Raw genomic sequence first — 22535 nt, forward strand, 5'->3', positions numbered from 1 at the left:
TCCAAAGGCTTTGATGAGAGAGAGTAGATGTAAGCTGTAGTCGCAGAGAGAAGAGTTAGGTGTGAGTCTTCACGAAAGCTATATTGAAGCAGTCTCTGAGCCATGAACCGAAAAGAGAAATCTTAGTAGGCTTCTTCGGAGTTTCTACCGTTAAAAGGAAACTAGTATCAGGTTGCATATTAGCGTCTCGTACTGGCAGAGTGCAGAGGAAATCTCTGAATTTAGGTGGTAACACGGATTAAATAGTTCGCCCTAAGCTGAAAGTTTATTCAGCTTAGGGCTTTTTTACTTATTATTACTGTAAAGGAGAATTAATATGAAGGCAAATGAATTAAGAAGAATGTATGTAGAGTTTTTTGAGAACAGTGGGCATAAGGAAATAGGATCAGCCTCTTTATTACCTGATAATGATCCAAGTGTACTATTTACTACAGCTGGAATGCATCCACTCGTTCCATATCTTTTAGGAGAAAAACACCCGCAGGGAAAACGACTGGTTAATGTTCAAAAATGTGTTCGGACCGGTGATATCGATGAGGTTGGTGATGATACACATTTAACATTTTTTGAGATGTTGGGCAATTGGTCTCTTGGTGATTATTTTAAACAAGAGTCAATTACTATGAGCTATACATTTCTTACTAAATATTTAAAAATACCCGTGGATAAACTTGCTGTAACTGTCTTTGAGGGCGATTCCTTAGTGCCAAGAGATACTGAGGCAGCAGAGATATGGATGCAGAACGGACTTAAGAAAGAGCAAATTTATTTTTATGATAGAAGCGAGAACTGGTGGGGACCAGCCGGAAAAACCGGTCCATGCGGTCCAGATACAGAAATTTTCTATGATATGGGTAAAGCAAAATGCGGCGAAAATTGTGGTCCAGCATGCAAATGCGGAAAGTATGTGGAGATTTGGAATAATGTTTTCATGGAATATAATAAAAATGAGGATGGAACATATTCTGAACTTTCACAGAAAAATGTTGATACTGGTATGGGTCTAGAACGCGTACTAACAGTTATCAATGGGTATAAAAATGTATATGAAACCGAATTGTTTCAGCCTATTGTGAAAAATATAGAAAGTCTAACAGGCATGAGTTATACAGAGGAAAATAGACAGGCCTTTCGAATAATCAGCGAGCATATGAGAGCTGCAACTTTTATTTTAGGAGATCCAAAAGCAATTGGACCATCAAATTCTGAACAGGGATACATTCTAAGAAGACTAATAAGACGTACCATCCGTTTGATTAAAAAACTTGGAATAAATAATAATATTATTTGCAATATAGCTAAGGTAGTCATTGAGAATTATGGTGAAATCTATTCTGAATTAGTTAGCAATAAAGATTTTATTTTAGAGCAGCTTGAAAAGGAGTATACATTATTCTCTAAAACCCTAGATAGTGGTTTGAAAATGGCAGAAAGGTATTTTTCTAATTTAGAAGAGGGCAGCAGTTTGAGTGGAGATTTGGCATTCAAATTGTATGATACATTTGGATTCCCAATTGAATTTACTGTTGAGCTTGCTTCAGAACGAAAAATAGGTGTCGACATATCTGTCTTTGAACAAAAATTCAGGGAGCATCAGGAAAAGTCAAGAAAAGGTGCAGGTGAGAAATTTAAGGGAGGCCTTGCAGACAACAGCGAGCAGACTACAAAATTGCATACGGCTACTCATCTCTTAAATGGTGCTCTTCGAACAGTATTAGGGGTTAGTGTTTACCAAAAGGGAAGTAATATTAATGCTGAAAGACTAAGATTTGATTTTTCCTTTGACAGAAAGATGACTAAGGAAGAGTTAGAGAAGGTTGAAAAAATAGTAAACGAGGCAATAGAGAAAGGTATTGATGTGGAATGCACAGAACAGACTGTAGAAGCTGCTAAGGCAGAAGGGGCTGTTGGAGTTTTTGATAGCAAGTATGGGGAAATTGTAAAGGTATATACTATTCCTGGCTATTCAAAGGAAATATGTGGAGGTCCCCATGTTTTAAATACAGGAGAACTAAAGAGCTTTAAAATAATAAAGGAGGAGAGTTCCTCTTCCGGGGTAAGAAGAATTAAAGCAATTATAGGATACTAAAGTATTATTGAAGGAAGTGAAGGGAATAAATGATTAAAGAAATTGAAATACGTAGAAGCATAAGAAAGTATATTGATAAGCCAGTTGAAAATGAAAAAATAATTGAGCTGCTTGAAAGTGGAAGACTTGCTCCATCAGGTAACAACACACAACCTTGGCGTTATATTGTAGTAAAATCTGTAGAAATGAGACAGAAGGTAATGGAGGCTTCTCACAATCAAAAATGGATGTTAACAGCTCCCGTTTTTATTGTATGCGTTGCAGATGTACGTTGTAGAATAAAAGAGGATGTAGATGTATATTTGGATGATAATAGTCCCCAAGATGAGGTGAAACGAATAATTAGAGATACCTCAATTTCAGCAGGATATATGTTACTCCAAGCTAACAATTTAGGATTAGGAGCCTGTTGGGTTGCTGAGTTTACACAAGAAGATATTAGGCCAGTTTTAAATATACCTTCTGATAAATATGTTATTGGAGTTATAACTATTGGTTATCCCAACGAAACCCCTAAAGCTCGTCCGAGAAAGAAACTTGAAGATATAGTACATTATGAATGTTGGTAATACTAAGCATATAAATCGAAGGTGTTAATATGCAATTTTCTTATACGACGAGTCAAAGGCAATCCATCAAGATTGCCTTTTATTTTCAACATTATTCTTAAGCATAGCCAATTTAAAAAACTTTCTAAAGCCTTTTGTGAGCTTCTCTTCGTTTTTGTTGTTACTGTCTTCATCAACAAAGTAGCTTCCGGTCTCAATATCCAAAGAAATTGAATTCATGGGAAAGCCTTCTATCCTTTTAGCATGTATTTTGGAGGTCATTATAAAATTATCTGAAATATCATCCCCATCATATTCGAGGATATTTTTTTCATCCATAACTAGGCATATGGCATTCTTAAACTTTGCTATTGTCTCTTTTCCTAATTCAGTCACAAGCTTGGAATAGTATTGAATAAATTCCTCATCGTCTAGGTATTTGTTTTGTACTCTTCTTACATGAACGCCTGGCTGCTTATCCTCTTCTAGTCCTTCAATATATAACCCTGAATCACAGGAGAATGTAGGCATGCCAACGGCTCTATAGTAAGCTAATGCTTTTATCCTTGCATTTTCCAAAGGATTATTTCCGCTTTCATCAACCTCCAGCTGCAAATCTACATCCTTAAGACCAACTATTTCTATACCTAAATCATCTAATATTTGCCTCATATGCTCAAGCTTTGCTTGATTGGTTGTTCCGTATAGTAATTTCATTAGTTATTCCCCCAGTTTAAAACAAAGTTATTATATGTTGCATTAGAGCTTTCTAATGTAAAAAGCTTTATTCATTTGCCTTTTAATTTCTCCTTGGTATATTCTGTGCTGCTTTGAAAAATCCTTCTGAATGATGAATTAGTTCTAAAGGATATCATGCATCCAGAACCTAATAAAAGCTATAGCACTGGGCTATGTTTTAGATGGATGTTTAAAATTGATGTGTTATTGTAGACATGCTATAATTAAGACATATATACAGATTTGAAGGTCGTATTATGACAAGGTTGTTTTAGCCAGGAAAAATAAAACCTGCTCATTTTAAGCGATATTGGGGAGATTGATATGAGATTGTCTGTAAATGAAATTATGAAATCAAATGACTACAAATATTATTACAAATTCAAACAATCAGAGGGCAAGTTGTTTCTAAATGAATATATAAAGAAAAATAGTATTGTTACTTATTCTTATTATGCGTTCATCATTGCCACATTGATTTTACTATTAATTTGTGTGTTTTTAAATCTACCAAGATTAGAATTTGTTATGGAAGAACTCGGAATGGCGATTATATTATTTCTCCCTTCGATGGTTGTTCACGAATTTCTTCATGCTATTGTTTTTGTTTTCTTGGGTTCACGAACTGTTAAATTTCGTTTTGAAAAGGGAGTAATAGTAACTAAAACATATAACTTTGTTGTTTCTAATATAGAATATATCATTATTGCCATAACGCCATTGCTGACAATGATATTATTAACATTATCAGTCTTATTACTCACTAAAGGTAATTTAATAAGTGGGATAATGTTTATATTGTTACATTTATGGTGTAGTTATGGTGATATTGCTATTGTAAACTACTGTTGGTTAAGTAGAAAAAATAATATTTTTGCATTTAGTTCCGAAGACGGTTTTTTTTACTTCTATTCTAAACAATGATATAGACTACAAAATGTGGATTAAGAAAAGTCTGAATGACTTTTCTTAAAAAGAATATATTATCAACACTATTTTAAGCATAGCTTATTACTTAAATATCAAAATAACCTGATAACTTCATGATTTCATCGCCATCTATAATTGTAGCTTTTTCTATTGAATCGCCAGTCTTTTTTAGGTAGGCCTGCACTGCATGATAGCCTACAGCATAGCCTCCGCAGAAAGGTATTCCAAGGTCATCAGCTTCAGGCACCATAGGATGCTTTCCAAAGATATATTTTCTTACCTCCATGAAGCCCGTAACCTCAAGCGCTTTTGAAATTATTCTTCTTGATGTTTCTAAATCCTCTCCCTTAACTCCTGTCACCCATGGCCCTATAAATTCTTCGCCAAACATGCTTGCTGCAAAGCTTTCAGCCAGGCCTTCAACAGCGAGATACTTTCCAACTGTTACATCAAACATAAAGTTCCACTTTGCATTATGGAAAAGCACATTATGATGAAACTCATGAGCTATACAAGCATTCAGCTTTGGCAGATTCTTTTCGTTAGGCGCAATTATTATTTGTATATAGCCCGGTATAGCTCCTACCCCTGTATACCCTTCGCTCATAGCTAAAAGCTTAGGGTCTCCTAAGAAGATTCCTACCACAACTTTTTCAGGAACTGGAATACCAGCTCTTTCAAAGCGTTCTGCTGCAGCCTCCATGGTTTCTTTTGCATTGTTCCAGGCATCTGCTTTCTCTAGTTTCTCTAACATTTCTTTTATCTCAGAATCACATCCGGTTAGAGGGATAGAGGCAAGAGCTTCAGGAGTTTTAGGGCTATGCATTATTCCAAACATTGGATTGAAGGGTTTTATTAATTCAGTTGTAAAGAATTCAAGCCTTTCACCTTCAGGAAGCTTGAGCATTTCTTTATATAAACTTAAAGTGTCTTGTATGATTATTTCCATTAAAATCACTCCTTATCATTTCATTTGAATTGTGATATCACTTACTACAATGTTAATGATAAGGTATTACGCGGCGTGAAGGTCAAGAGTTAAATTTAGCGAGAACAAATAAATATTTGAATATATATTTTTATAAACAAATAAATATATAAAAAATTACACGTTAGCTACTAATTCTGCAAATAGCCAGCTACTTGCTAATAGCTTGTATTGTATATAAAATAAGAAAGACAGCATAAGTACATTTTGTTAGGATTTTTTTGCGCAGGAAAGTTATTTATTTAACAAATAAAAGTATAGCGAGGATATGTTAGAAATGGATTTTGAACATTTAAAATATGTAATTGAGATTGTAGAAACAGGTAGCATATCCAGAGCTGCTGCAAACTTATTTATTTCACAGCCTAATTTAAGCACCCAAATAAATGAGTTAGAAAATAGATTGGGCAAGAAAATATTTGAGAGGACTAATAAAGGGGTTATTCTAACAACCTTTGGTGTTGAGGTCTACCACCATGCCAAAAGTATAGTGAGTCAGTTTCAAATAATCGAAGGTATATTAACCAAAAACTCAAATGAAAATAAAATTAAAATTGCTACTGTTGGATGTGAAGTTATAAATTCAGAATTTTTAGAGCTGTGCAGAAGGTTTAATGCCAGCAACTATGAGTTTGAGCTATACCAATGTAGTGCGGAGGAATCCATAAGAAAGCTTATAAACAGAGATGTAGACCTAGCCATTATACTTTACAGCCAGTTTCAGTATATGAAGCTTGATAGATTTTTGGCAAGCGAAAGGCTGGAGATGAAGGACTTGTTTAAAGGAGAGATGAAGGCACACATAAGCTCCAAATGGCCCCTAAGCTCCAAGAGAAGCGTTTCAGAAGAGGAGTTGAACCGCTTGCTTCATGTTAAGAAGGCAAATTTATTTATGGGAATGTTTAGCTTTGATTATGAATTAAATAATCTAGGAATCAGCAAGGATATTAAAGCTATTATAACCCATGAGAATAAGATATACCAGGAGGCCTTAGAAATGTTACCTTCCTTTGGCATAACCGTTGATTGGAATTGTCCTAAGGAAATGAATTCTCACTTAAAAAGAATACCAATTAATGATAAACAAATAATCATCAAGTGTGCTGCGATAAAAAGACAGAATGAGCTCTTAAAAGAAGAGCTAACATATTTATTGGACAGGTTAAAGTTATATGATAACTAAGAGCAAGAACAAAAATTAAATTCTGGAGGAAAATTATGAACAAAAGGATTTTAGGTTTAATAATAGCAGCTGTTGTGGGTGTTACAATGGTTGGTTGTAATGCAACTAAGCAGGCAAGCACGCCTCAAACAAGTGCTCCACAAGAAAAAGCGGAGGCAAAGTCTTCAGCCTCTGTTGTAGATGCAAGTACCTCAGCGTCAGTTGTACCAGAGAAGCTTGTTAAAGAGTATAAGCCTTCAGGCTTCACCTCATCAAATAAGAAAAAAGCTTTATTTGTTGTAGGAGACCCAAGAAAAAATAGTGTTCACTATGATTTAGTTTACTCCGCTATGAAACACTTTGAAGAAAAAGGTGTAGAGGTTGAGTTAAGAGATCTTTATAATATAAAGTTCAATCCAGTAATTCAAGCAGAAGAATTTTACTATGCAAAGGATGGAAAGGGTGAGCCTACTCCAGAAATAAAAAAGGAGCAGGAGTTTGTAAAAAAAGCTGATTACATAGTATTCTGCTACCCAAACTGGCATGATACACCAAACGCTATAGTAAAGGGCTATATGGAAAAGGTTTTTGCAAAGAAGTTTGCTTATCAGGATAGTGATAAGGGCTTAAAGGGTCTGCTTACAGGAAAATCAATCTATACTATAATGAATGCTGGATTCCTAGGCGGAGGAAGAGGCTACATAGGTGATGGTGTTGGTATAGACAACGCTGCCTGGGAAAAATATATGAATGCCTTCAAGGTTATGGATGATGATACAGCAAGCTTTTGGGGAGTAGAAAACAAAGGAAGATTCGTAAACGACAGAACTCCAAAGAACAACTCTGAAAAGTATGAACAGGAAATAAATCAGTTACGAGATGCTCTAAAAGCAAATTTAGATAAGACCTTTTTTAAATAGTTAGCATATATAAAACAGCTGTCTTAATAGTATAGACAGCTGTTTTAATTATTTCATTTATGAACTGAGGGTTGTTCCTGCCCCCTTTGAGAGTATTATTTAAGCTCTGGGCTTCACAGCATTACTTGAAGTTACAAATCCAATACCATTGGATTATTATCCTAAACCTCAGCCGCCTGAACTACTGCAGGTGTTAGTTCTTCTTTTATGATGATGCTTTCTGCTCCTGCCATCACCATTATTAAATAAATTAAATCCTGTATCTTTTCCAAATCCCATAACAAAAACGAGAATAAGTATAACAAAGATAATATCCTTAGAGTTATTATCTTTTCCACCTGTAAATGCATTTAAAATATCCATGTATCTCCCTCCAACTTGTAAACCTTCGTTATATTGAGATTTACAATTATATATTCTTATATCGTAATATCATAATATAAGAATGCTAGAGTAAGTGTGCATAAAATATTTATTATTTTAGCTTCAGCGGATAATATAAATCCAAGGTGAATTTTTCAGGGCCCCAGGAGCTGTCATCAACTATAAGATTTTCTTCAAGACATTGATGACCTCCATAGCAGTACTGACTTTGCTCTACCCAATTGTGAAGTCTGTCCCATGCTTTAGGAATATCATCACCATTTCCTGAAGTATTAGCTACAGCATAAAGTCCGCCTTCAAAGGTTTTAAAATTTATAACGTCAGTCTCAGAAGGAGCATTATCTCCTAAAGTAACCCATACCTCATAGCCATAAACAGGATTGCCTTGTGTAGGGCTTGGGTTATTAAAGCCAAAATACCTTGTTGTAAATAAATCCTCCAGGCTGTTTTCCTTAACCCATTCTCTCATAACCTTCCAGGCATCCTGTTCAGGAGAAGTGCTTTCGGCGCGATAGTAAGCTACCTTCATAGGTCTTAATTTAATTATCCTTATATCTGAATCTGTAAGCTTATTTATATCATTATTCATACTAAAGTCCTCCATTTCAATTTCATGTTTAGTTTTTTTATTTTTAGAATTGCAAATGTCAATAAGGTTGGATTGCTGCAACAGCTTGACACCATCCATAGCGTTGTAGCCCTTCATATTTAAAAGATTTAAGAATTCCTCCAGCATAAACTTCAAGCTCTCCATGCTCCCAATATCCTTTTCAAGAGAGTTTATCTTATGAGTGCAAATATTTAGAAGCACAGTCAAATCCTTGGAAGATACTATTTCTTTAACGTCCTTAACCGATAAATCAAGCTTTCTTAGGAATAAAATTTGTTCAAGCCTTAGCAGCGCCTTCTCATCGTAAAATCTGTACTGAGAATTATCCAGCCTTATGCTGCTTAAAAGTCCTATTTCTTCGTAATACCTTAAGGTTCTGCTTGTTACATTATATTGAATTGCTATATCGCCAATTTTCTGAAGTCCATTCATAGGAGGCCTCCTGTCCTGTTCGTAAAATTATTATATTTAAATCATGTTTTTGTGTTTAGATTGCAATCTCTACAATTTAATGTTATCACTTGACCTAACGTTAACGTCAATAGTGTTTTGAAAAAACAAGCTCAAGTTATGGTATAATATTTACAGCAAAGCATATATCTAACAATTGATGCCATCGTTTTACTTGATAATTAAGGGGGAAGCCATGAAAAAAATTGACAGGCTATGGGGGATAATATCTGTAATAAAGGAAAATAAAAAGATTACAGCTGGGGAGATAGCCGAAATATTCGAGGTTAGCGAGAGAACTATTTATCGGGATATTGATGTGCTAAGCCAATTGAAGGTTCCTATTATCTCCTATGAAGGTTTTAATGGGGGCTATGAAATAGATGACAGTTTCTTTGTTCCGAGTATTGCCTTTAACGAAAATGAAATATTCTACCTTCTTGTATGCTTGAAGCTTGGTCAGATAATAAAGGTGCCGAATATGAAAGGAGATTACGAATCTCTTAAGTATAAGGTTTTAAATATTCTTGAAGAAAAGAGCAAAAATCACTATATGGAGATGCTTGATAGAATCATATTCAGCATTGATTATATTAATCTTGGTGAATGTAAGGTTGATATTAAGGATATAATTCTAAGAAGTTTCGATGAGTATAGGAATCTCATTATTGAGTATTATAGACCGAGGAATAATGAGACTGTGAAAACTAAAATTACACCCTACTGTCTGGAGTTTGAAAATGGAGGCTGGTATCTAGGTGCCTATTGTCATCTATCAGCAATGGACAGGTTTTTTAGATTAGACAGGATAAAATCCATTGAACTTAGTGAGGATAGCTATGAAAAGGCTTTTGCTCTTAGGTATTTCGATGAAGCTTATATGGAAAAAGCCAAGATTACTGTTGTAATGGAAATGGAAAAAAATCTGTTTGAGACAATGAAAAATGATAAAATCTTTTTAAATGCAGACACGCTAGAATATGCTGATATGGTGAAAGTAAAATTTAGTACGGATAAAATAAATACAGTAATGGAAATAGCCACGCGAAATTATCAAAAGGTAAAGATTATTGAGCCTCAGGTTTTAATCGATAACATAAAAAAAATGTGCATAGGCTTACTGGAAAAATATTAACAACACTGACAAGCATGTGTCAGTGTTGTTTTCTTATAATAAAGTTACCAAGGAATAGGAGGATTATAATTATGAAATGTTTTTATCATGATGATCCAGATGGATTCTGTGCAGCATACTGGGTAGCCTCAAGTGTGGCAGTAAATGATAGCTATAAGGATGCTCCTGAATTTTATGAAATAAGCTACAGAGTAAAATTCCCATTAGATATTATACGGGCAAAGGAACAGATTTACATTGTAGATTATTCCATAAGCCCAGAGGAAATGAGAGAGCTTTTAAAAATAACTGATAATGTAACCTGGATAGATCATCATAAGACTGCAATTGAGAAGTATGAAAGTTTTGAGCATGACATACGGGGTCTAAGATATGACGGAATATCCGCATGCCTGCTTGCCTATTGCTATGTAAAACACATGACTGCCAGTGGAGAGGGGAATATAAAACCCTTTGACAAATCCATGATTGATGATGCGCCCATGTTTACCAAGTTAATTTCTGATTCAGATATACTTGCTTTTAAATATGGTGACGATACAAAGAATTTTTTCACTGCCTTCGGTGCTTATGATTTTAAACCGCAGTCGAAAAAGTGGACTTGCTTTACTAAAGATAACAGCTTTGAACTGAAGATGATTGAAGAGGGAAAGCTACTGTCCCTCTATGAAAAGGCAGCAGCTAAGCACTATTTAAGACTGGGCTTTGAAACTATACTTGAAGGACACAAATGCTTTGCTGTGAATTATGGCTACAGTGGAATTGATTTCTTTGACAGCCTGCCTGAAGGACTATATGACATATTCATTTCCTTCGCTTTTGATGGCTTTCAGCATGTTGTGAGCCTGTACTCAAGGACGGTTGATGTATCATGCATTGCGACTAAGTATGGAGGCGGAGGACATAAAATGGCTGCTGGGTTTCAGTGCGAGAAACTTCCATTTATAAGAGTTGAAAAAGGAAGGGAGCGTAACTAGATTTGTGTAAATCAAGTCTAGTTACGTTCCCCGCAGCACCTTCTTTAAATCATTTTTATTTTGATTTTACATACACAATATTCTTATTATCAATTTTTTCTATTGAAAGAGCTTTAAGACTATCTTCATTTACAATAATCTGTGTTTCCTCAGGTCTAGAAATAGGCATTTTGGAAATATCCTCACCTTTTAAAACCTTGACAGCCATCTCTCCGGTTTTATAGCCTAATTTATAGTAGTCTATTCCCTGAGTGGCTAAGGCACCAGCTTCTACAGAGCCGCTTTCTGAGGCTATTACTGGAATCTTTTTTTCTAAGGTTTTTTGAACTATGATTGGCATAGCAGAAACTACTAAATTGTCAGTTGGAACATATAGCACATCAATTTTCCCTAGTAAGCTGCTTATAGCTTCATTAACTTCATTTGTGCTTGTAACTCCAACAGGAACAACCTCATAATTGTTCTTTTGAGCATACTCCTTTAGTTGATTGACTTGAACCTCGGAATTAATCTCGCTGGTATTATATAAAACTCCAATCCTTTTAGCTTTAGGAACGAACATTTTAATTAAATCCAATTGTTTATCTGCTGGCAAATAGTCAGAGGTTCCAGATACATTAGTTTCAGGTTTTTCTAAGGCTTTAACAATACCTGCAGCAACAGGGTCAGTTACTGCACTTATCATTACTGGGATTTTTTTAGTGGCGTTGTAGGCTCCCTGTGCGGAAGGCGTTGCAATTGCAAAAATTAAGTCCTTCTTTTTGGAAGCAAATTGTTTTGCTATAGTTTGTGCTGTAGACATATCACCTTGTGCATTTTGATAATCCACATCTAAATTTACACCTTGCTTATAACCATTATCCTCTAGTGCCTTTATAAATCCCTTTCTGTTATCATCTAAAGCAGCAAATTCTACAATTTGACTTATTCCAATCTTAACTTTATCCTTTGTGCCATTTGCCTCTGTTGCTTTACCACACCCTGTCAATAGTGCAGCTCCTACCATTAATGTAACAGCTAATTTTTGAGTCAATTTAATTTTTGTCATTTTTAATAGCCCCCTTGCAAAAATTTTTAAATCATGTAATACAAAAGTTCTAATACATTAATGCATTACATATAAAAAAGCCACATAAATTTCTCTATGCGGCAAAAAAACGATAAAGCCACATAGCTAATCTATGTGGCTTCTATATAGTTACAATGAATAACTTTACAAACAAATCAGCCAACATAGATACAAATCCTTAAAGATTCATTACTCTTAGGATTTGTATCTATGCTCTATATAACATAAGTACAAATCCTATCTAAATTGGCTATTAAAAAAGAATTGTACTTGATTGTTTAATAATGTTCTCATTGCAAATATCTCCTTTTAGTTAAGTTTCATTATTTGAAATATTACCATGATAAAGTCAAAAAGTCAATATGAATTTTCTAAATATTGATAACTACTAAAATTTGTTTCATGGACTTCCAAAAGGGTATTTAGACGGCATTTCATTAGGCTTTAAAGCTATTAAACTGCATGATTGCTGCTAATCAAATATCTAAGCAATGTAGGAGAAGAGACGGGTATATTGAATAGGTGGCAGGTACATCAGATAATATAAAAGCCGAGGCTGAATTTTAGTAAGCCTCGGCTTTTATATTATTGAACTACTTCTCTTGGTATTTCAACTTTACTGGATTTTAAATAATGATTAAAGAACTTAAGTAAATCTTCATTTAGCTTTTCAAGAGCGTACCTTGAATCCACAGGTCCTAATCCCCCTAGCATTTTTGATAAAAATGGAGATACAATTGCCAGGTCTGTAAAATTCATATGACCTGAGCCCTTAACAACCACTTGGTAGGAATCCAGGGCATTCTTGGCTGCAACCATGTTTGGATAGCTCTCTTTTTCTGCAAGAGCATCCTTGTAATGTTCTTCATTATAGAAGTTCATAATTGGCTTTGGATATGGTACATTTGAGACAACATCCTTACCATTTTCGAAACCTATTATTTCTCCAAGCATGGTACCGTCAATTACAGCAACGGCATCTATATCTTTATCCGTCCTTCCAATCTGAGCTGCTGTTGCCCCTCCTAGTGAATGTCCCATAAGCCCTATATGGTCTAAATCCATACTCTTGTACAGCCCATCAGCATTATTAGAGGCAGCGGTTTTTCGTATATAGTCCAAGACAAAGGCCATATCGCCTGTTCTTAGCTTCATCCACTCCTGCTGCAGTTTATAGGTTTCCCCTGCACTAATATCTCCATTAGTAGCAGCCATAGCACTATTTATAAAATCCATATTAGCTATAATAGTCTTTCCATCCTCCTGCTTTGTCATAAAAGCATGGTAGGGATGATCAATGCTGCAAACAATATAGCCATTGCTTGCCAGTTCCTCATATGTAGAGTAATTACTCATACGATATCCGAAGGCTCCATGTGAAAAAATAACCAAAGGAAACTTGCTTTTTGCTGCAGTATCCCCACTAGCTTCTTTATTTACAGGATACCAGTATTGAATAGTAACCTTCCTCTTATCGTCTTTTTCTGTAAAGTACTCTTGTCTTGATTCATCAGTTATTGTATAGCTTTTAGTACCAACGGAATATTCACCTGTAGTTTTAATTGGACTATATTGAGGAAATATAAGCGTAGGAACTAATGCCATGATTATAAGTACTATCCTGTTTAAACCAGCTAATATTACCTTTGACTTCTTTGGAACAGCGTTTTGTTTATTGGAAGCAAGAACTAATATGCCCAAAACAGCTTGAATCACAAGAATCGTCCCAAGCATATACCATTGAAAACCCCAATCTATAACCGGAGTAATTGCCATCAAAAGGAATATTGCAAATAAACCAATTCTTATAATAGACTTTTCCCTTTTTAAATTTGAGTTTTTAGTAAAACTCAACACCATAAAGACAATTTCAACAATAATTAGAATTCCTAAAATAATACTCCCCAACATGTTTACCCCCATTAATTTGATTTTACTTGTAAAAGAAAAGCTTGATATGCTTCTCTATGCATTTTTTCAGCTTCTTCATCTGATAGATTTATGCTCTTTGTCGCTATCAAAGATGCAATTCCGTGTAAAAAAATCCAAGTCTTCATATAAAGACTTTTCGCTGCTTCAAGACTAATCTCCAGTTTCTTAGACATCATCCTTGCCGCTTCCAAATTCCCCTCATCTGCAAACATATCAGAAAATCCGTTAAGTCCAAAGCATTCTGACATAAACAGTACCTGAAAAAGATTGCTTTCGTTTCTAGCAAAGGCGATATACGCTCTTCCTATCTCATTAGAAAAATTCTCAGCCTGATTTGCCCTGCCAATTGCATAGTCATCAAAATATTTACCTAAATATTTATGAAAATCTTTTTTTAAATCCCGCATACTTTTATACTGACTAAAAATCGGCTGAGTGGAGCAACCGATTATCTTTGCCAGACTTCTGGCATTTACAGCATCAAAGCCACTTTCGCTTGTAATCTGAAAGGTTGCTTCCAATATCATATCTTTTGTTATTTTTTGTTTTGGTGGCACTTTATCATCTTTACTCCCTTCAATATATCACTTGTTATATATCATATGTTATATATCATATGATATATAAATTAGTTATACTTGTCAATATAAAAAATGTATTTTTTTGCTCAATGGATATAAACATTTACTCATTATCAAATTATAAAGCTTATATAATGAATTATAAGAAGCTGAAATGAGGTAAGTTAAGGGTGAAAGATATATTTGAGGGCGGGAATAGAATACCAATTGAAGTTCTGCTAAACTGTGCAACAAATGAATATTTAAGCAGTGATAAGTCCCAATTAAAAAAGCTTAAGAAAGTATCCTTTATAAAAAAGCTTAGAAATAAAAGAGCACTAAAGGGATTATCCCAAAAACTTATGCAGGATTTAGAGCCTTACAGAGCTGAGCTTCAGGAGAAGTTAAACTCCAAGCCTGATTTTAGTTCTCCTGAAATGCAAAGGGTGAAGTCTATTGTTACTGGTTTTATGCTGGAAGTGGATAAAAGAAAACTTGTTTTTGACAGACCTTTTTTAAACTTTTTTATAGAACAGGGCTATCTTGAAGTAGCCCAGGAATTCATTACACGTGCAAGAGATGAAGATTCTGAATTAAAGTTTGAAGAAATATTTCAGGCCATGCGAAATGTGTGGATTATGAACAGTCTTCAGCTTTTCTGGGGTCTGCCTCTTGAACTGACCCCTTCTGTTTATGCTTACAGTATGCTGTACCCTTATACAGACAATTTTCTTGACAACCCTCAGGTTAATAGTGAAGACAAGATAAAATTCAATGAAAGACTGTCTAAAGTTTTAAATGGGGAAAAATTAACTCCAGCAAACGTAATTGAAGAAAAGGTATTTTCCCTTGTAGGTAAAATCGAGTCCCAGTACTCTAGAGATGGATTTCCTGAGGTTTTTCATAGTCTAAGGCTTATTCAGGAAGCCCAGACTGAAAGCATAAAACAGGATAAGGATGAACTGCTTGCCTATGATAAAATACTGCCTATAAGCTTTTTTAAGGGCGGCACTTCTGTTCTTGCAGATGCTTTTCTGGTTAAAGGAAAGCTAAATATAAAGGAAATGCATTTTACCTTTGCATACGGGAGCTTTCTTCAGCTTCTCGATGACCTCCAAGATACGGTGGTTGATAAAAAAGATAATCATCAAACTCTATTCAGCACTAGAAGTAATTATGAAGTGGTTGATAATGAAGTTAGGCGCCTTGTTTCATTTATATTTAAAGCTAATTCCACAGATGAATCCGATACGCCTATTATGTCTTTAATGAAGGAAGTCATAACCTCCTGCACACTGGTAATGATAATGGAGGCAGCTGGGCGAAATCCAAGCCTGATATCCCACAGGCTTTATAAAGAATTGGAGGCCTATTCTAAAGTTAAACTTTCCTTCTATAAAGAATTTGAAGATAAACTTAAGAGCTTAGTTAAATGAAAAGCATCGGCTAATGCAGATGCTTTTTTCTTATAAGCTTTAAGTTTTGAAACCATATCAAATAACAGCTGCAGTTTCAGATGTTATACAGAAGATTGCTGAAAATGTACAAGATTAACCTCTACTTGCTCAAAAACTAAGTGAATTAGTGCAAAGATTCAAAGTAGTAACTTCATTCTATTGAAATTGTTTGGAAGATAATAATCTTAAAACCCCATAGCCGGTATTCTTATCATTTCAATTAACCTTTCGCAGCCTTAATAAATTCCTTTGCTCTATTAAAATCCACTTCATTCCAAAGCACTCCATCTCTCTTAAGACTTGTTCCTATAACAAAGCCATCTGATACTTCTAGAGCTTCCTTTACGTTATTTTTATTTACACCGCTTGCGATGAGGATTGGGTGATTAGGATATCTATCCTTTATCTTTTTAACTTCTTTTAGGTCAGGTGCCAGGCCTGCTCTCTGTCCTGGTATGAGGACTCCTGCTGGTTCTACTATAGCTAAGCCTGCATCTATCATTGAGGTCTGCTCTCTTGTATCCAACGATGTTCCTGCATGAGCATCAAAGTAGCAGTATATTTTAACGTCATCCGCACCTATTTGTTTTTTGTATCTATATATGTCTCCGGGCTTGAAATCATGGAATCCGAAGATATCTGCGTATGTTCCTGTAACATAAGTTCGTACAAATTTTGCATCGATGGCTTTTGCAACAGCTAATGTTGCAATAGGATCTATGAGGACTCCACAGCCATAAGGAACTGTTATATATTGAAGCAGTTCAGATACAATTCTCACGTAGCTTGCAACTATTTCAGGTCCTACATTAAATAAGTAAGGTCTGTCTCCTTCATTTGCGAATATGACAGCATCAAATCCGCTTTCCTGGAGAGCTTTTATTTCTCCTGCTGCTCTTTTGACGTGCTCTCTAAAGGATACGGTTGGGTCATAATAGGGTGTTCCCGGCAGCGCCATAAGGTGAACACAGCCTATGATTGGTTTGTCAGTTTTAAAGGTATCTCTATGCTCTTTAATATAATTTCTCATGATATTTCTCCTTTCAGTCGAAACACTGGGTAGTTTATGAACGCTCGTTTCCACTCGCAAACTGCCCGTTAAAGGTCACTTAGACCTTTAACCTCCCTGTCTTTTATGATAATATTTTTAAATAAGTAGCTGCAAAACCTAATATAAACAGTACCAGCAATATAAAGGTAGGTGATTTTCCTTTCTTTCTCAATAGCCAGAAGGTTAATAACAGGATACTGAGAGGTACCATCTTCGGAAATATCTTATCTAGTATAGGCTGTATCTTTAATACTGTCTTATTGATGGTGTATTCAAGTCTAACATTTGCAACTATTGTTGTTGAAGCTAAAGCACCAACTACCATCATGCTCATTATCTTGAGGCCATCAGTTAAGGACTTTGTTACTTCTGAGGATAAAAGCTTAAGTACTGCGTTCTTACCCATTCTGTAGCCTGAGAAGAAGAGCGAATAACTTACACCGGCAGAATAAACCGTGAATAAAGTTACAAATAGTATAGGTCCAAGTGCATTACCCTGAAGCGCAAGATCAACGCCTATTGCAAGCAAAACAACCTTTACTATACCTTGAGTTACTGAATCTCCTATTCCAGCCATAGGTCCCATCAAGGAGGTCTTTATATTGTTTATTAATTCAGGATCAACTTCCTTGCCATTTGCCTTTTCTTCCTCCAAGGCAGTAGATATTCCTACTATAATTGACCCCCAGGTATTTTCTGTATTGAAGAAGGTCAGGTGTCTTGTTAATGCTTCACTTATTTGTTCCTTCGTTTTATAAAGCTTTTTGATTATTATGCTCATGGTATGGCAGAACCCTAAGCCCATAAGACGTTCATAGTTATAGCAGATCTGTCCAAAGCAAATCCATGTCCACCAAGTCTTGACTAAATCCTTTTTTGTTAATTTAGTTGAAGGACTATTGTTCATTTACAGCACCTCTTTTCTTTGAATTGAAAACATACAATGCTGCTATACATCCGCCAAGTATAGCGATAGACATAACATCAAGCTTTAAATATGCTGATAATATAAATCCTACAATAAAATATGGTGCGGCATCCTTTCTCCACAGATAGCTTAAGAGCATTCCAATTCCTAGTGCAGGAATAAGACCTCCTGTTACCTTTAACGCATTTATTACAGAAGTAGGAATTATAGTTAATACTTTTTCAAGACCTTTAGAACCAAAATAAAGAGCAATAAATGAAGGAATGAAATAAGTTAATATCGGGAAAACTTGCGATGCGAACAAATTCATGTTTTTTACTCCCCTTATATTACCTTCCTTTGCATAGGTTTCTGCTTTGTGTACCCAGATTGCATTCAAAGTCATCTTTGCATTAAAGCATATTAAGCCCAATGCACCAAGAGGAACCGCAACTGTAAGTGCAGCCTCTGGAGGCAGCTTTACAGCCATAGCTAAAGCAGTTCCTAAATAACCTGCCAAAGCCATATCAGAAGGAAGCGCTCCCCCTACGGCTACCATGCCAAGATAAGCCATTTGAATATTAGCACCAACCTTTAGTCCATATACAACATCACCAAATAAAAGTCCGTTAATAAGCCCTGCTACAAGAGGCGCACCGAAATAGAATGACCATCGAAGGAACATAGGCATTGCAGTGGCCACATACCACGTTACTAAAGCAATTATAAGTGCCTGTAGAAATAATGACATACTACACAACTCCTTTTATATATTTGATTAAAAATCCTTTAATTCTTTCACAGGGTCGTTTGGTAGCATTCTAACAATTACCCTGCAACCAGCTTCATCAATTTTATTAAGTATTTCTTTCTCACGGTCAGTTAGATATATGTTTTTGCATACCTTGTTTCTCATTGGTGCGGACCCTATATTACCTAAATCAATGGAGCCAAGCTTGATGTTCTTTTCAATAAGTCTCAATACATATAAAGGATTCTTGAAAAGCAATATAGCCGGAGTATTATTTGTATCATTTTGATACTGCTCAACCATTTTTTCTACATTGAAAACCTCAAGCTTAATATTGGAGGGTGCAGCTAATATTAAAACCTGCTTCATGAAATCATCCTTATATATATCATCATCCACTATCAAAATTCTATTTGCTTTAGAGTACCCTATCCATGCAGTCATGACCTGACCGTGTATTAGTCTTTCGTCTATTCTGCTTAATACAATATTCATCTTTTCACCTCCTCTCATCTTTCTTACTCATCTCATAGAAAAAGTCCTTAATTCCCTGTCTGCCTGCCTCAATAGCAGTCTTCTTAAGTTCGTTCATTAAAGCTTCCTCAGGTGCTAAAAGCACTTCCAAAAGCATTGGCAAGTTTGCACCTGTCAGTATTTCAATTTTCTTTTCTCCTTTATATCCATGCACTATTTGAATTGCTGTATTAAATGGTGTTCCCCCCAATAAATCCACTAATAGAAGCACTTCCTCATAAGGTTCCTCAAATATTTCAACATTCATTTTTTCCTTGAACTTCTGCAAATCATCTCCCGTTTCAATGCCTAATGCCACTAAATCTTCATAATCAGTAAACATTCTTGATGTGTTTACCAGCTCCAGTGCTAGCTTTCCATGTGAAGCTATTATAATCTTTCTCAAATGTATCCTTCCTCTCTCGATTGAATTGTGTCAGTTATACAATATATTCCAGCAATTACCATGCCAACATGAAAAACCCCTCAAAAGTCTTTGAAAACACTGGGTTTAACACAGGTATAAATGTGTGTCAAAAATAATAGATATAGTATTGTAAAGTGTGTTAGATAAAGGAGCTTTTAGATGAGTAGTAGAAAAGAAAAAATTTATAATACTATAAAAACGCTAACTGAAAAGATTATTAATGACTCGATAAATATCACAGGTGTTGAAACTCAGGTAATCGCTGAAAAATCAAACTTTGACAGGAGTAACGTGTCAAGGGAACTAAATGTTTTGCTTAAGGAAGGCAGGGTTATCAAGATAAAAGGCAAACCTACTCTGTATCTTGAGAAGTCTGCTTTATTAGAAAAATTTAAAAAAAGCCATCTTCCTGAAGCCTTCGACAGCATTGAAGATTTAGTGAAGTTTGTCAATAGTAACACAGATAAAAACCTAACCAACAGTACTACAGCAAATTCAAACATAAAAAATTCTCAATTCTCTTCGGACAGTTTTAAAAGTCTTATAGGTTTTAATGGTAGCCTCACACAGCAAATCGAACAAGCCAAGTCCGGAGTTTTATACCCTCCTCATGGGCTTCATATGCTTATTCTAGGCGAAACAGGGGTAGGAAAAAGCACCTTTGTAGAATCCATACATAAATTTCTTATAAGCACAGATAAAAACCGCAGCAGTGCGCCTTTAGTCACTTTAAACTGCGCTGATTACAGCTATAACTTTCAATTGATATATTCCCAGCTTTTTGGATATGTAAAAGGAGCATTTACAGGGGCTGATAAGGATAAGGATGGATTAATTGAAAAGGCTCAAAATGGAATACTCTTTTTAGACGAGGTTCACAGGCTTCCTTCGGAAGCTCAGGAAATGCTTTTTCAGCTTATAGACAAAGGCCAGTATAGAAGACTTGGAGATACTAAGCTTATACAAAACAACAAGGTTCTAATCATCTGCGCAACAACCGAGGACCCGGAGTCCTCCATGCTTCAATCTTTTCTAAGGCGAATCCCTATTGTTATAAACATACCCAGACTTTCCGATAGACCAATCTATGAGAAGATTGAAATCATGAACTACTTTTTTAATAAGGAATGTAATAGGCTGAATGAAACCATGGAAGTAACTCGTCATGTGTTCCTTTGTCTCTTGTCCCACGAATTCAAATCAAATATAGGAGAGCTCTACAGTACAATTCAGATTATATGTGCAAAGGCATATCTTGATAAAATAATGCACAACAAAAGAACCATAGAAGTAGATGTATCACATCTGCCTAAAGTGCTTCTAGAAAATTTCAGCAAAAACAGATTTCTTATTGAAGAAAAGATAAGCCACTATCTCTTCCAGGTTAAAGAAATCGTCTATTATAATCCAAAGGAAATCAGCCCTCAAAGCATTACTTATACCTCTTCGGACAAATATAACTATGACTATTATAATTTGATACAGGAAAAATATCAGGAGTTTGTCACTAAGAATTATTCTAAAACAGATATTTGGACCAGTCTCGAGCATACTATAGAGGATTATTTTCAAAACTTCTTTTACAAGCTAAAAAGTAATTCTGAGCTAGATGAAAATCTAATCCTTAAATTTATTGATCAACTCTCCTACTTTAAAATATCAAATATCATTGAAAGCCTTGAAGAGATTCATTATATAAAAAAGAACACCAATGTATTATATGGATTCATGCTGCACATTGAAAACCTAATAAACAGAATCAGGCAGAACAGGTATATCCGACAGATTAATATTGAAAGAATAAAAAACCAGCACCCGGAAGAATTCATGATTGCAGAAAAGATACGCATATTAATAGAAGAAAATTTCTCAATCCAGGTTCCGATAGATGAAGCAGCTGTTCTAACTTTATTTATTCACTCAACCAAATCTATGAGCAATAAAAATGTAATAAACGTTATTGTCATATGTCATGGAAATTCTATAGCTACAGACATGGCGGCAGTAGCCAACACGCTTCTAGGTGTCAATCATGCCTTAGCATTAGATATGCCTCTTGATATGAGCGTAAGAGAAATGGAAATCAAGGTACTAAATTTAGTGTCCAGCATAAAGACAACAAAAGGTATTATATTTCTTGTGGACATGGGTTCTTTAACTTTATTAGATAAGAAAATTATTGAGACATTGAAGATACCTACAAAGGCTATAGACATGGTAAGTACTCCTATGGTTATTGAAGCTACAAGAAAATCATTACTTCCTGAAATGACTCTGGAAGCTCTGGAAGTAGACCTCCAGTCCTTTTCTCTAGCGCAGAGAACTTCAAATAACGAATTTGTATATGAGAATAATAACTTTTTGAGAAGGGTTTATTCAGACGTGCTTGTAGACACTTTTACGTTTTTAGACTCTAATAAGGCCATAAAGCTCTTGTTGGAATCTTTTAATTTTATAATACAAAACTTGGGACTGAAGAGTAATGATGGACTTACTATAAAGTACTTGTTTCATACATCAGCCATGCTTGAAAGAGTTATAAAAAAAGAGCCGCTGGGGTTTTATAAGGATGAAAGTGAAGCTCTGGCTAATACTGAGCTTTTGTTTATCATTAAGGAAGGGTTCAAGATTATTGAGCAGAGCTTTGGAATCGAAGTACCAGAATCAGAGTTTTGTTATGTTATAGAAATTTTCTTACCTTATGTGGAGAGAGTAGTAGAACCACAAAGAAAATAAAACTCAAATGTTTCCTAACCCCTTCAATCATTACAATATATCTTAAAGCTGCTACTCCTAAGCTTAGTGTATCTTATTAAGAACTTCTTAGCAAACCAGATATATAACGGACAGGAAATGGATATAATATATGCTCATGCTGAAAATCTAATTGACCTGGTGCTTAAGTATAAAGAAAAATCGAAAGGTGCTGCAGAGTAT

Annotated in this window: 21 protein-coding genes and 1 other annotated feature; of the genes, 9 read left to right on the forward strand and 12 right to left on the reverse strand. The window is 35.1% G+C overall.

Features of this window, described 5'->3' with window-relative positions; translation table 11 throughout:
* Position 1 precedes the first annotated feature (1 nt).
* Positions 2 to 258 (forward strand) — a binding site (T-box leader).
* 58 nt (positions 259 to 316) lie between these two features.
* Entirely contained in the window at positions 317 to 2089 is a 1773-nt protein-coding gene (locus NBE98_RS07110; RefSeq protein ID WP_250814164.1) for an alanine--tRNA ligase, read from the forward strand.
* A 29-nt stretch (positions 2090 to 2118) separates the two neighbouring features.
* Positions 2119 to 2658: a nitroreductase family protein gene (locus NBE98_RS07115; protein WP_250814167.1), complete on the forward strand. Its 540-nt coding sequence runs from the start codon at positions 2119 to 2121 to the stop codon at positions 2656 to 2658.
* Between the two features lie 66 nt (positions 2659 to 2724).
* Here the strand turns inward: NBE98_RS07115 and NBE98_RS07120 are convergent, their stop codons facing one another.
* A complete protein-coding gene (locus NBE98_RS07120) occupies positions 2725 to 3354 on the reverse strand; it encodes a non-canonical purine NTP pyrophosphatase (protein WP_250814169.1) in 630 nt (209 codons plus the stop codon).
* A 345-nt stretch (positions 3355 to 3699) separates the two neighbouring features.
* On the opposite strand from NBE98_RS07120, the gene NBE98_RS07125 reads away from it, so the two are divergent.
* Positions 3700 to 4299: a metalloprotease family protein gene (locus NBE98_RS07125; protein WP_250814172.1), complete on the forward strand. Its 600-nt coding sequence runs from the start codon at positions 3700 to 3702 to the stop codon at positions 4297 to 4299.
* A gap of 91 nt (positions 4300 to 4390) precedes the next feature.
* On the opposite strand, the gene NBE98_RS07130 is transcribed toward NBE98_RS07125, so the two are convergent.
* Positions 4391 to 5254 carry a DUF2268 domain-containing putative Zn-dependent protease gene (locus NBE98_RS07130; RefSeq protein WP_250814175.1) on the reverse strand — a complete coding sequence of 288 codons (864 nt, stop codon included), beginning with the start codon at positions 5252 to 5254 and terminating at the stop codon, positions 4391 to 4393.
* A 316-nt stretch (positions 5255 to 5570) separates the two neighbouring features.
* Here NBE98_RS07130 and NBE98_RS07135 point away from each other — a divergent pair, with 316 nt between their 5' ends.
* Entirely contained in the window at positions 5571 to 6476 is a 906-nt protein-coding gene (locus tag NBE98_RS07135) for a LysR family transcriptional regulator (RefSeq protein ID WP_250814177.1), read from the forward strand.
* Positions 6477 to 6511: 35 nt separating this feature from the next.
* Positions 6512 to 7375 (forward strand): NAD(P)H-dependent oxidoreductase, encoded by an 864-nt coding sequence (locus NBE98_RS07140; protein ID WP_250814179.1) that lies wholly within the window; start codon positions 6512 to 6514, stop codon positions 7373 to 7375.
* A gap of 168 nt (positions 7376 to 7543) precedes the next feature.
* On the opposite strand, the gene NBE98_RS07145 is transcribed toward NBE98_RS07140, so the two are convergent.
* Complete coding sequence (locus NBE98_RS07145) at positions 7544 to 7738, reverse strand: hypothetical protein (RefSeq protein ID WP_250814181.1); 195 nt, start codon at positions 7736 to 7738, stop codon at positions 7544 to 7546.
* Positions 7739 to 7850: 112 nt separating this feature from the next.
* Positions 7851 to 8801, reverse strand: a complete 951-nt coding sequence (locus NBE98_RS07150; protein ID WP_250814183.1) for a MerR family transcriptional regulator — start codon at positions 8799 to 8801, stop codon at positions 7851 to 7853.
* A 214-nt stretch (positions 8802 to 9015) separates the two neighbouring features.
* Here NBE98_RS07150 and NBE98_RS07155 point away from each other — a divergent pair, with 214 nt between their 5' ends.
* Positions 9016 to 9954: a helix-turn-helix transcriptional regulator gene (locus tag NBE98_RS07155; RefSeq protein WP_250814186.1), complete on the forward strand. Its 939-nt coding sequence runs from the start codon at positions 9016 to 9018 to the stop codon at positions 9952 to 9954.
* Positions 9955 to 10025: 71 nt separating this feature from the next.
* Positions 10026 to 10931 (forward strand): phosphohydrolase, encoded by a 906-nt coding sequence (locus tag NBE98_RS07160; RefSeq protein WP_250814187.1) that lies wholly within the window; start codon positions 10026 to 10028, stop codon positions 10929 to 10931.
* Positions 10932 to 10986: 55 nt separating this feature from the next.
* Here NBE98_RS07160 and NBE98_RS07165 read toward each other — a convergent pair whose 3' ends face one another.
* The 3 genes from NBE98_RS07165 to NBE98_RS07175 form a co-directional block, all read right to left on the reverse strand.
* Positions 10987 to 11979 (reverse strand): ABC transporter substrate-binding protein, encoded by a 993-nt coding sequence (locus tag NBE98_RS07165; protein ID WP_250814189.1) that lies wholly within the window; start codon positions 11977 to 11979, stop codon positions 10987 to 10989.
* 606 nt (positions 11980 to 12585) lie between these two features.
* Positions 12586 to 13911, reverse strand: coding sequence for an alpha/beta hydrolase family protein (locus NBE98_RS07170; RefSeq protein WP_250814191.1), 1326 nt, complete (start codon positions 13909 to 13911; stop codon positions 12586 to 12588).
* An 11-nt stretch (positions 13912 to 13922) separates the two neighbouring features.
* Positions 13923 to 14489, reverse strand: a complete 567-nt coding sequence (locus tag NBE98_RS07175; protein WP_250814193.1) for a TetR/AcrR family transcriptional regulator — start codon at positions 14487 to 14489, stop codon at positions 13923 to 13925.
* A 194-nt stretch (positions 14490 to 14683) separates the two neighbouring features.
* On the opposite strand from NBE98_RS07175, the gene NBE98_RS07180 reads away from it, so the two are divergent.
* Positions 14684 to 15928: a hypothetical protein gene (locus tag NBE98_RS07180; RefSeq protein ID WP_250814195.1), complete on the forward strand. Its 1245-nt coding sequence runs from the start codon at positions 14684 to 14686 to the stop codon at positions 15926 to 15928.
* A gap of 241 nt (positions 15929 to 16169) precedes the next feature.
* Here NBE98_RS07180 and NBE98_RS07185 read toward each other — a convergent pair whose 3' ends face one another.
* The 5 genes from NBE98_RS07185 to NBE98_RS07205 form a co-directional block, all read right to left on the reverse strand.
* The gene (locus NBE98_RS07185; RefSeq protein WP_250814205.1) at positions 16170 to 16979 is read right to left on the reverse strand and encodes a BtpA/SgcQ family protein; all 810 of its coding nucleotides are present in this window, start codon (positions 16977 to 16979) and stop codon (positions 16170 to 16172) included.
* 103 nt (positions 16980 to 17082) lie between these two features.
* Positions 17083 to 17907, reverse strand: coding sequence for a PTS system mannose/fructose/sorbose family transporter subunit IID (locus NBE98_RS07190; protein WP_250814210.1), 825 nt, complete (start codon positions 17905 to 17907; stop codon positions 17083 to 17085).
* Positions 17897 to 18658, reverse strand: a complete 762-nt coding sequence (locus NBE98_RS07195; RefSeq protein WP_250814214.1) for a PTS mannose/fructose/sorbose/N-acetylgalactosamine transporter subunit IIC — start codon at positions 18656 to 18658, stop codon at positions 17897 to 17899. The genes NBE98_RS07190 and NBE98_RS07195 overlap by 11 nt, the downstream gene beginning before the upstream one ends.
* Before the next feature lie 27 nt (positions 18659 to 18685).
* Complete coding sequence (locus tag NBE98_RS07200; RefSeq protein ID WP_250814217.1) at positions 18686 to 19153, reverse strand: PTS sugar transporter subunit IIB; 468 nt, start codon at positions 19151 to 19153, stop codon at positions 18686 to 18688.
* Between the two features lie 4 nt (positions 19154 to 19157).
* A complete protein-coding gene (locus NBE98_RS07205; protein WP_250814221.1) occupies positions 19158 to 19577 on the reverse strand; it encodes a PTS sugar transporter subunit IIA in 420 nt (139 codons plus the stop codon).
* 180 nt (positions 19578 to 19757) lie between these two features.
* Here NBE98_RS07205 and NBE98_RS07210 point away from each other — a divergent pair, with 180 nt between their 5' ends.
* Entirely contained in the window at positions 19758 to 22334 is a 2577-nt protein-coding gene (locus tag NBE98_RS07210; protein WP_250814232.1) for a sigma-54-dependent transcriptional regulator, read from the forward strand.
* The last annotated feature ends 201 nt before the right edge of the window (positions 22335 to 22535 follow it).

This window comes from Clostridium swellfunianum, from assembly GCF_023656515.1.
GTDB lineage: Bacteria > Bacillota > Clostridia > Clostridiales > Clostridiaceae > Clostridium_AT > Clostridium_AT swellfunianum.

Coding starts and splice junctions, on each gene's coding strand:
- NBE98_RS07110 (WP_250814164.1), top strand. CDS start 317: ATGAAGGCAAATGAATTAAGAAGAATGTATGTAGAGTTTTTTGAGAAC.
- NBE98_RS07115 (WP_250814167.1), top strand. CDS start 2,119: ATGATTAAAGAAATTGAAATACGTAGAAGCATAAGAAAGTATATTGAT.
- NBE98_RS07120 (WP_250814169.1), bottom strand. CDS start 3,354: ATGAAATTACTATACGGAACAACCAATCAAGCAAAGCTTGAGCATATG.
- NBE98_RS07125 (WP_250814172.1), top strand. CDS start 3,700: ATGAGATTGTCTGTAAATGAAATTATGAAATCAAATGACTACAAATAT.
- NBE98_RS07130 (WP_250814175.1), bottom strand. CDS start 5,254: ATGGAAATAATCATACAAGACACTTTAAGTTTATATAAAGAAATGCTC.
- NBE98_RS07135 (WP_250814177.1), top strand. CDS start 5,571: ATGGATTTTGAACATTTAAAATATGTAATTGAGATTGTAGAAACAGGT.
- NBE98_RS07140 (WP_250814179.1), top strand. CDS start 6,512: ATGAACAAAAGGATTTTAGGTTTAATAATAGCAGCTGTTGTGGGTGTT.
- NBE98_RS07145 (WP_250814181.1), bottom strand. CDS start 7,738: ATGGATATTTTAAATGCATTTACAGGTGGAAAAGATAATAACTCTAAG.
- NBE98_RS07150 (WP_250814183.1), bottom strand. CDS start 8,801: ATGAATGGACTTCAGAAAATTGGCGATATAGCAATTCAATATAATGTA.
- NBE98_RS07155 (WP_250814186.1), top strand. CDS start 9,016: ATGAAAAAAATTGACAGGCTATGGGGGATAATATCTGTAATAAAGGAA.
- NBE98_RS07160 (WP_250814187.1), top strand. CDS start 10,026: ATGAAATGTTTTTATCATGATGATCCAGATGGATTCTGTGCAGCATAC.
- NBE98_RS07165 (WP_250814189.1), bottom strand. CDS start 11,979: ATGACAAAAATTAAATTGACTCAAAAATTAGCTGTTACATTAATGGTA.
- NBE98_RS07170 (WP_250814191.1), bottom strand. CDS start 13,911: ATGTTGGGGAGTATTATTTTAGGAATTCTAATTATTGTTGAAATTGTC.
- NBE98_RS07185 (WP_250814205.1), bottom strand. CDS start 16,979: ATGAGAAATTATATTAAAGAGCATAGAGATACCTTTAAAACTGACAAA.
- NBE98_RS07190 (WP_250814210.1), bottom strand. CDS start 17,907: ATGAACAATAGTCCTTCAACTAAATTAACAAAAAAGGATTTAGTCAAG.
- NBE98_RS07195 (WP_250814214.1), bottom strand. CDS start 18,658: ATGTCATTATTTCTACAGGCACTTATAATTGCTTTAGTAACGTGGTAT.
- NBE98_RS07200 (WP_250814217.1), bottom strand. CDS start 19,153: ATGAATATTGTATTAAGCAGAATAGACGAAAGACTAATACACGGTCAG.
- NBE98_RS07210 (WP_250814232.1), top strand. CDS start 19,758: ATGAGTAGTAGAAAAGAAAAAATTTATAATACTATAAAAACGCTAACT.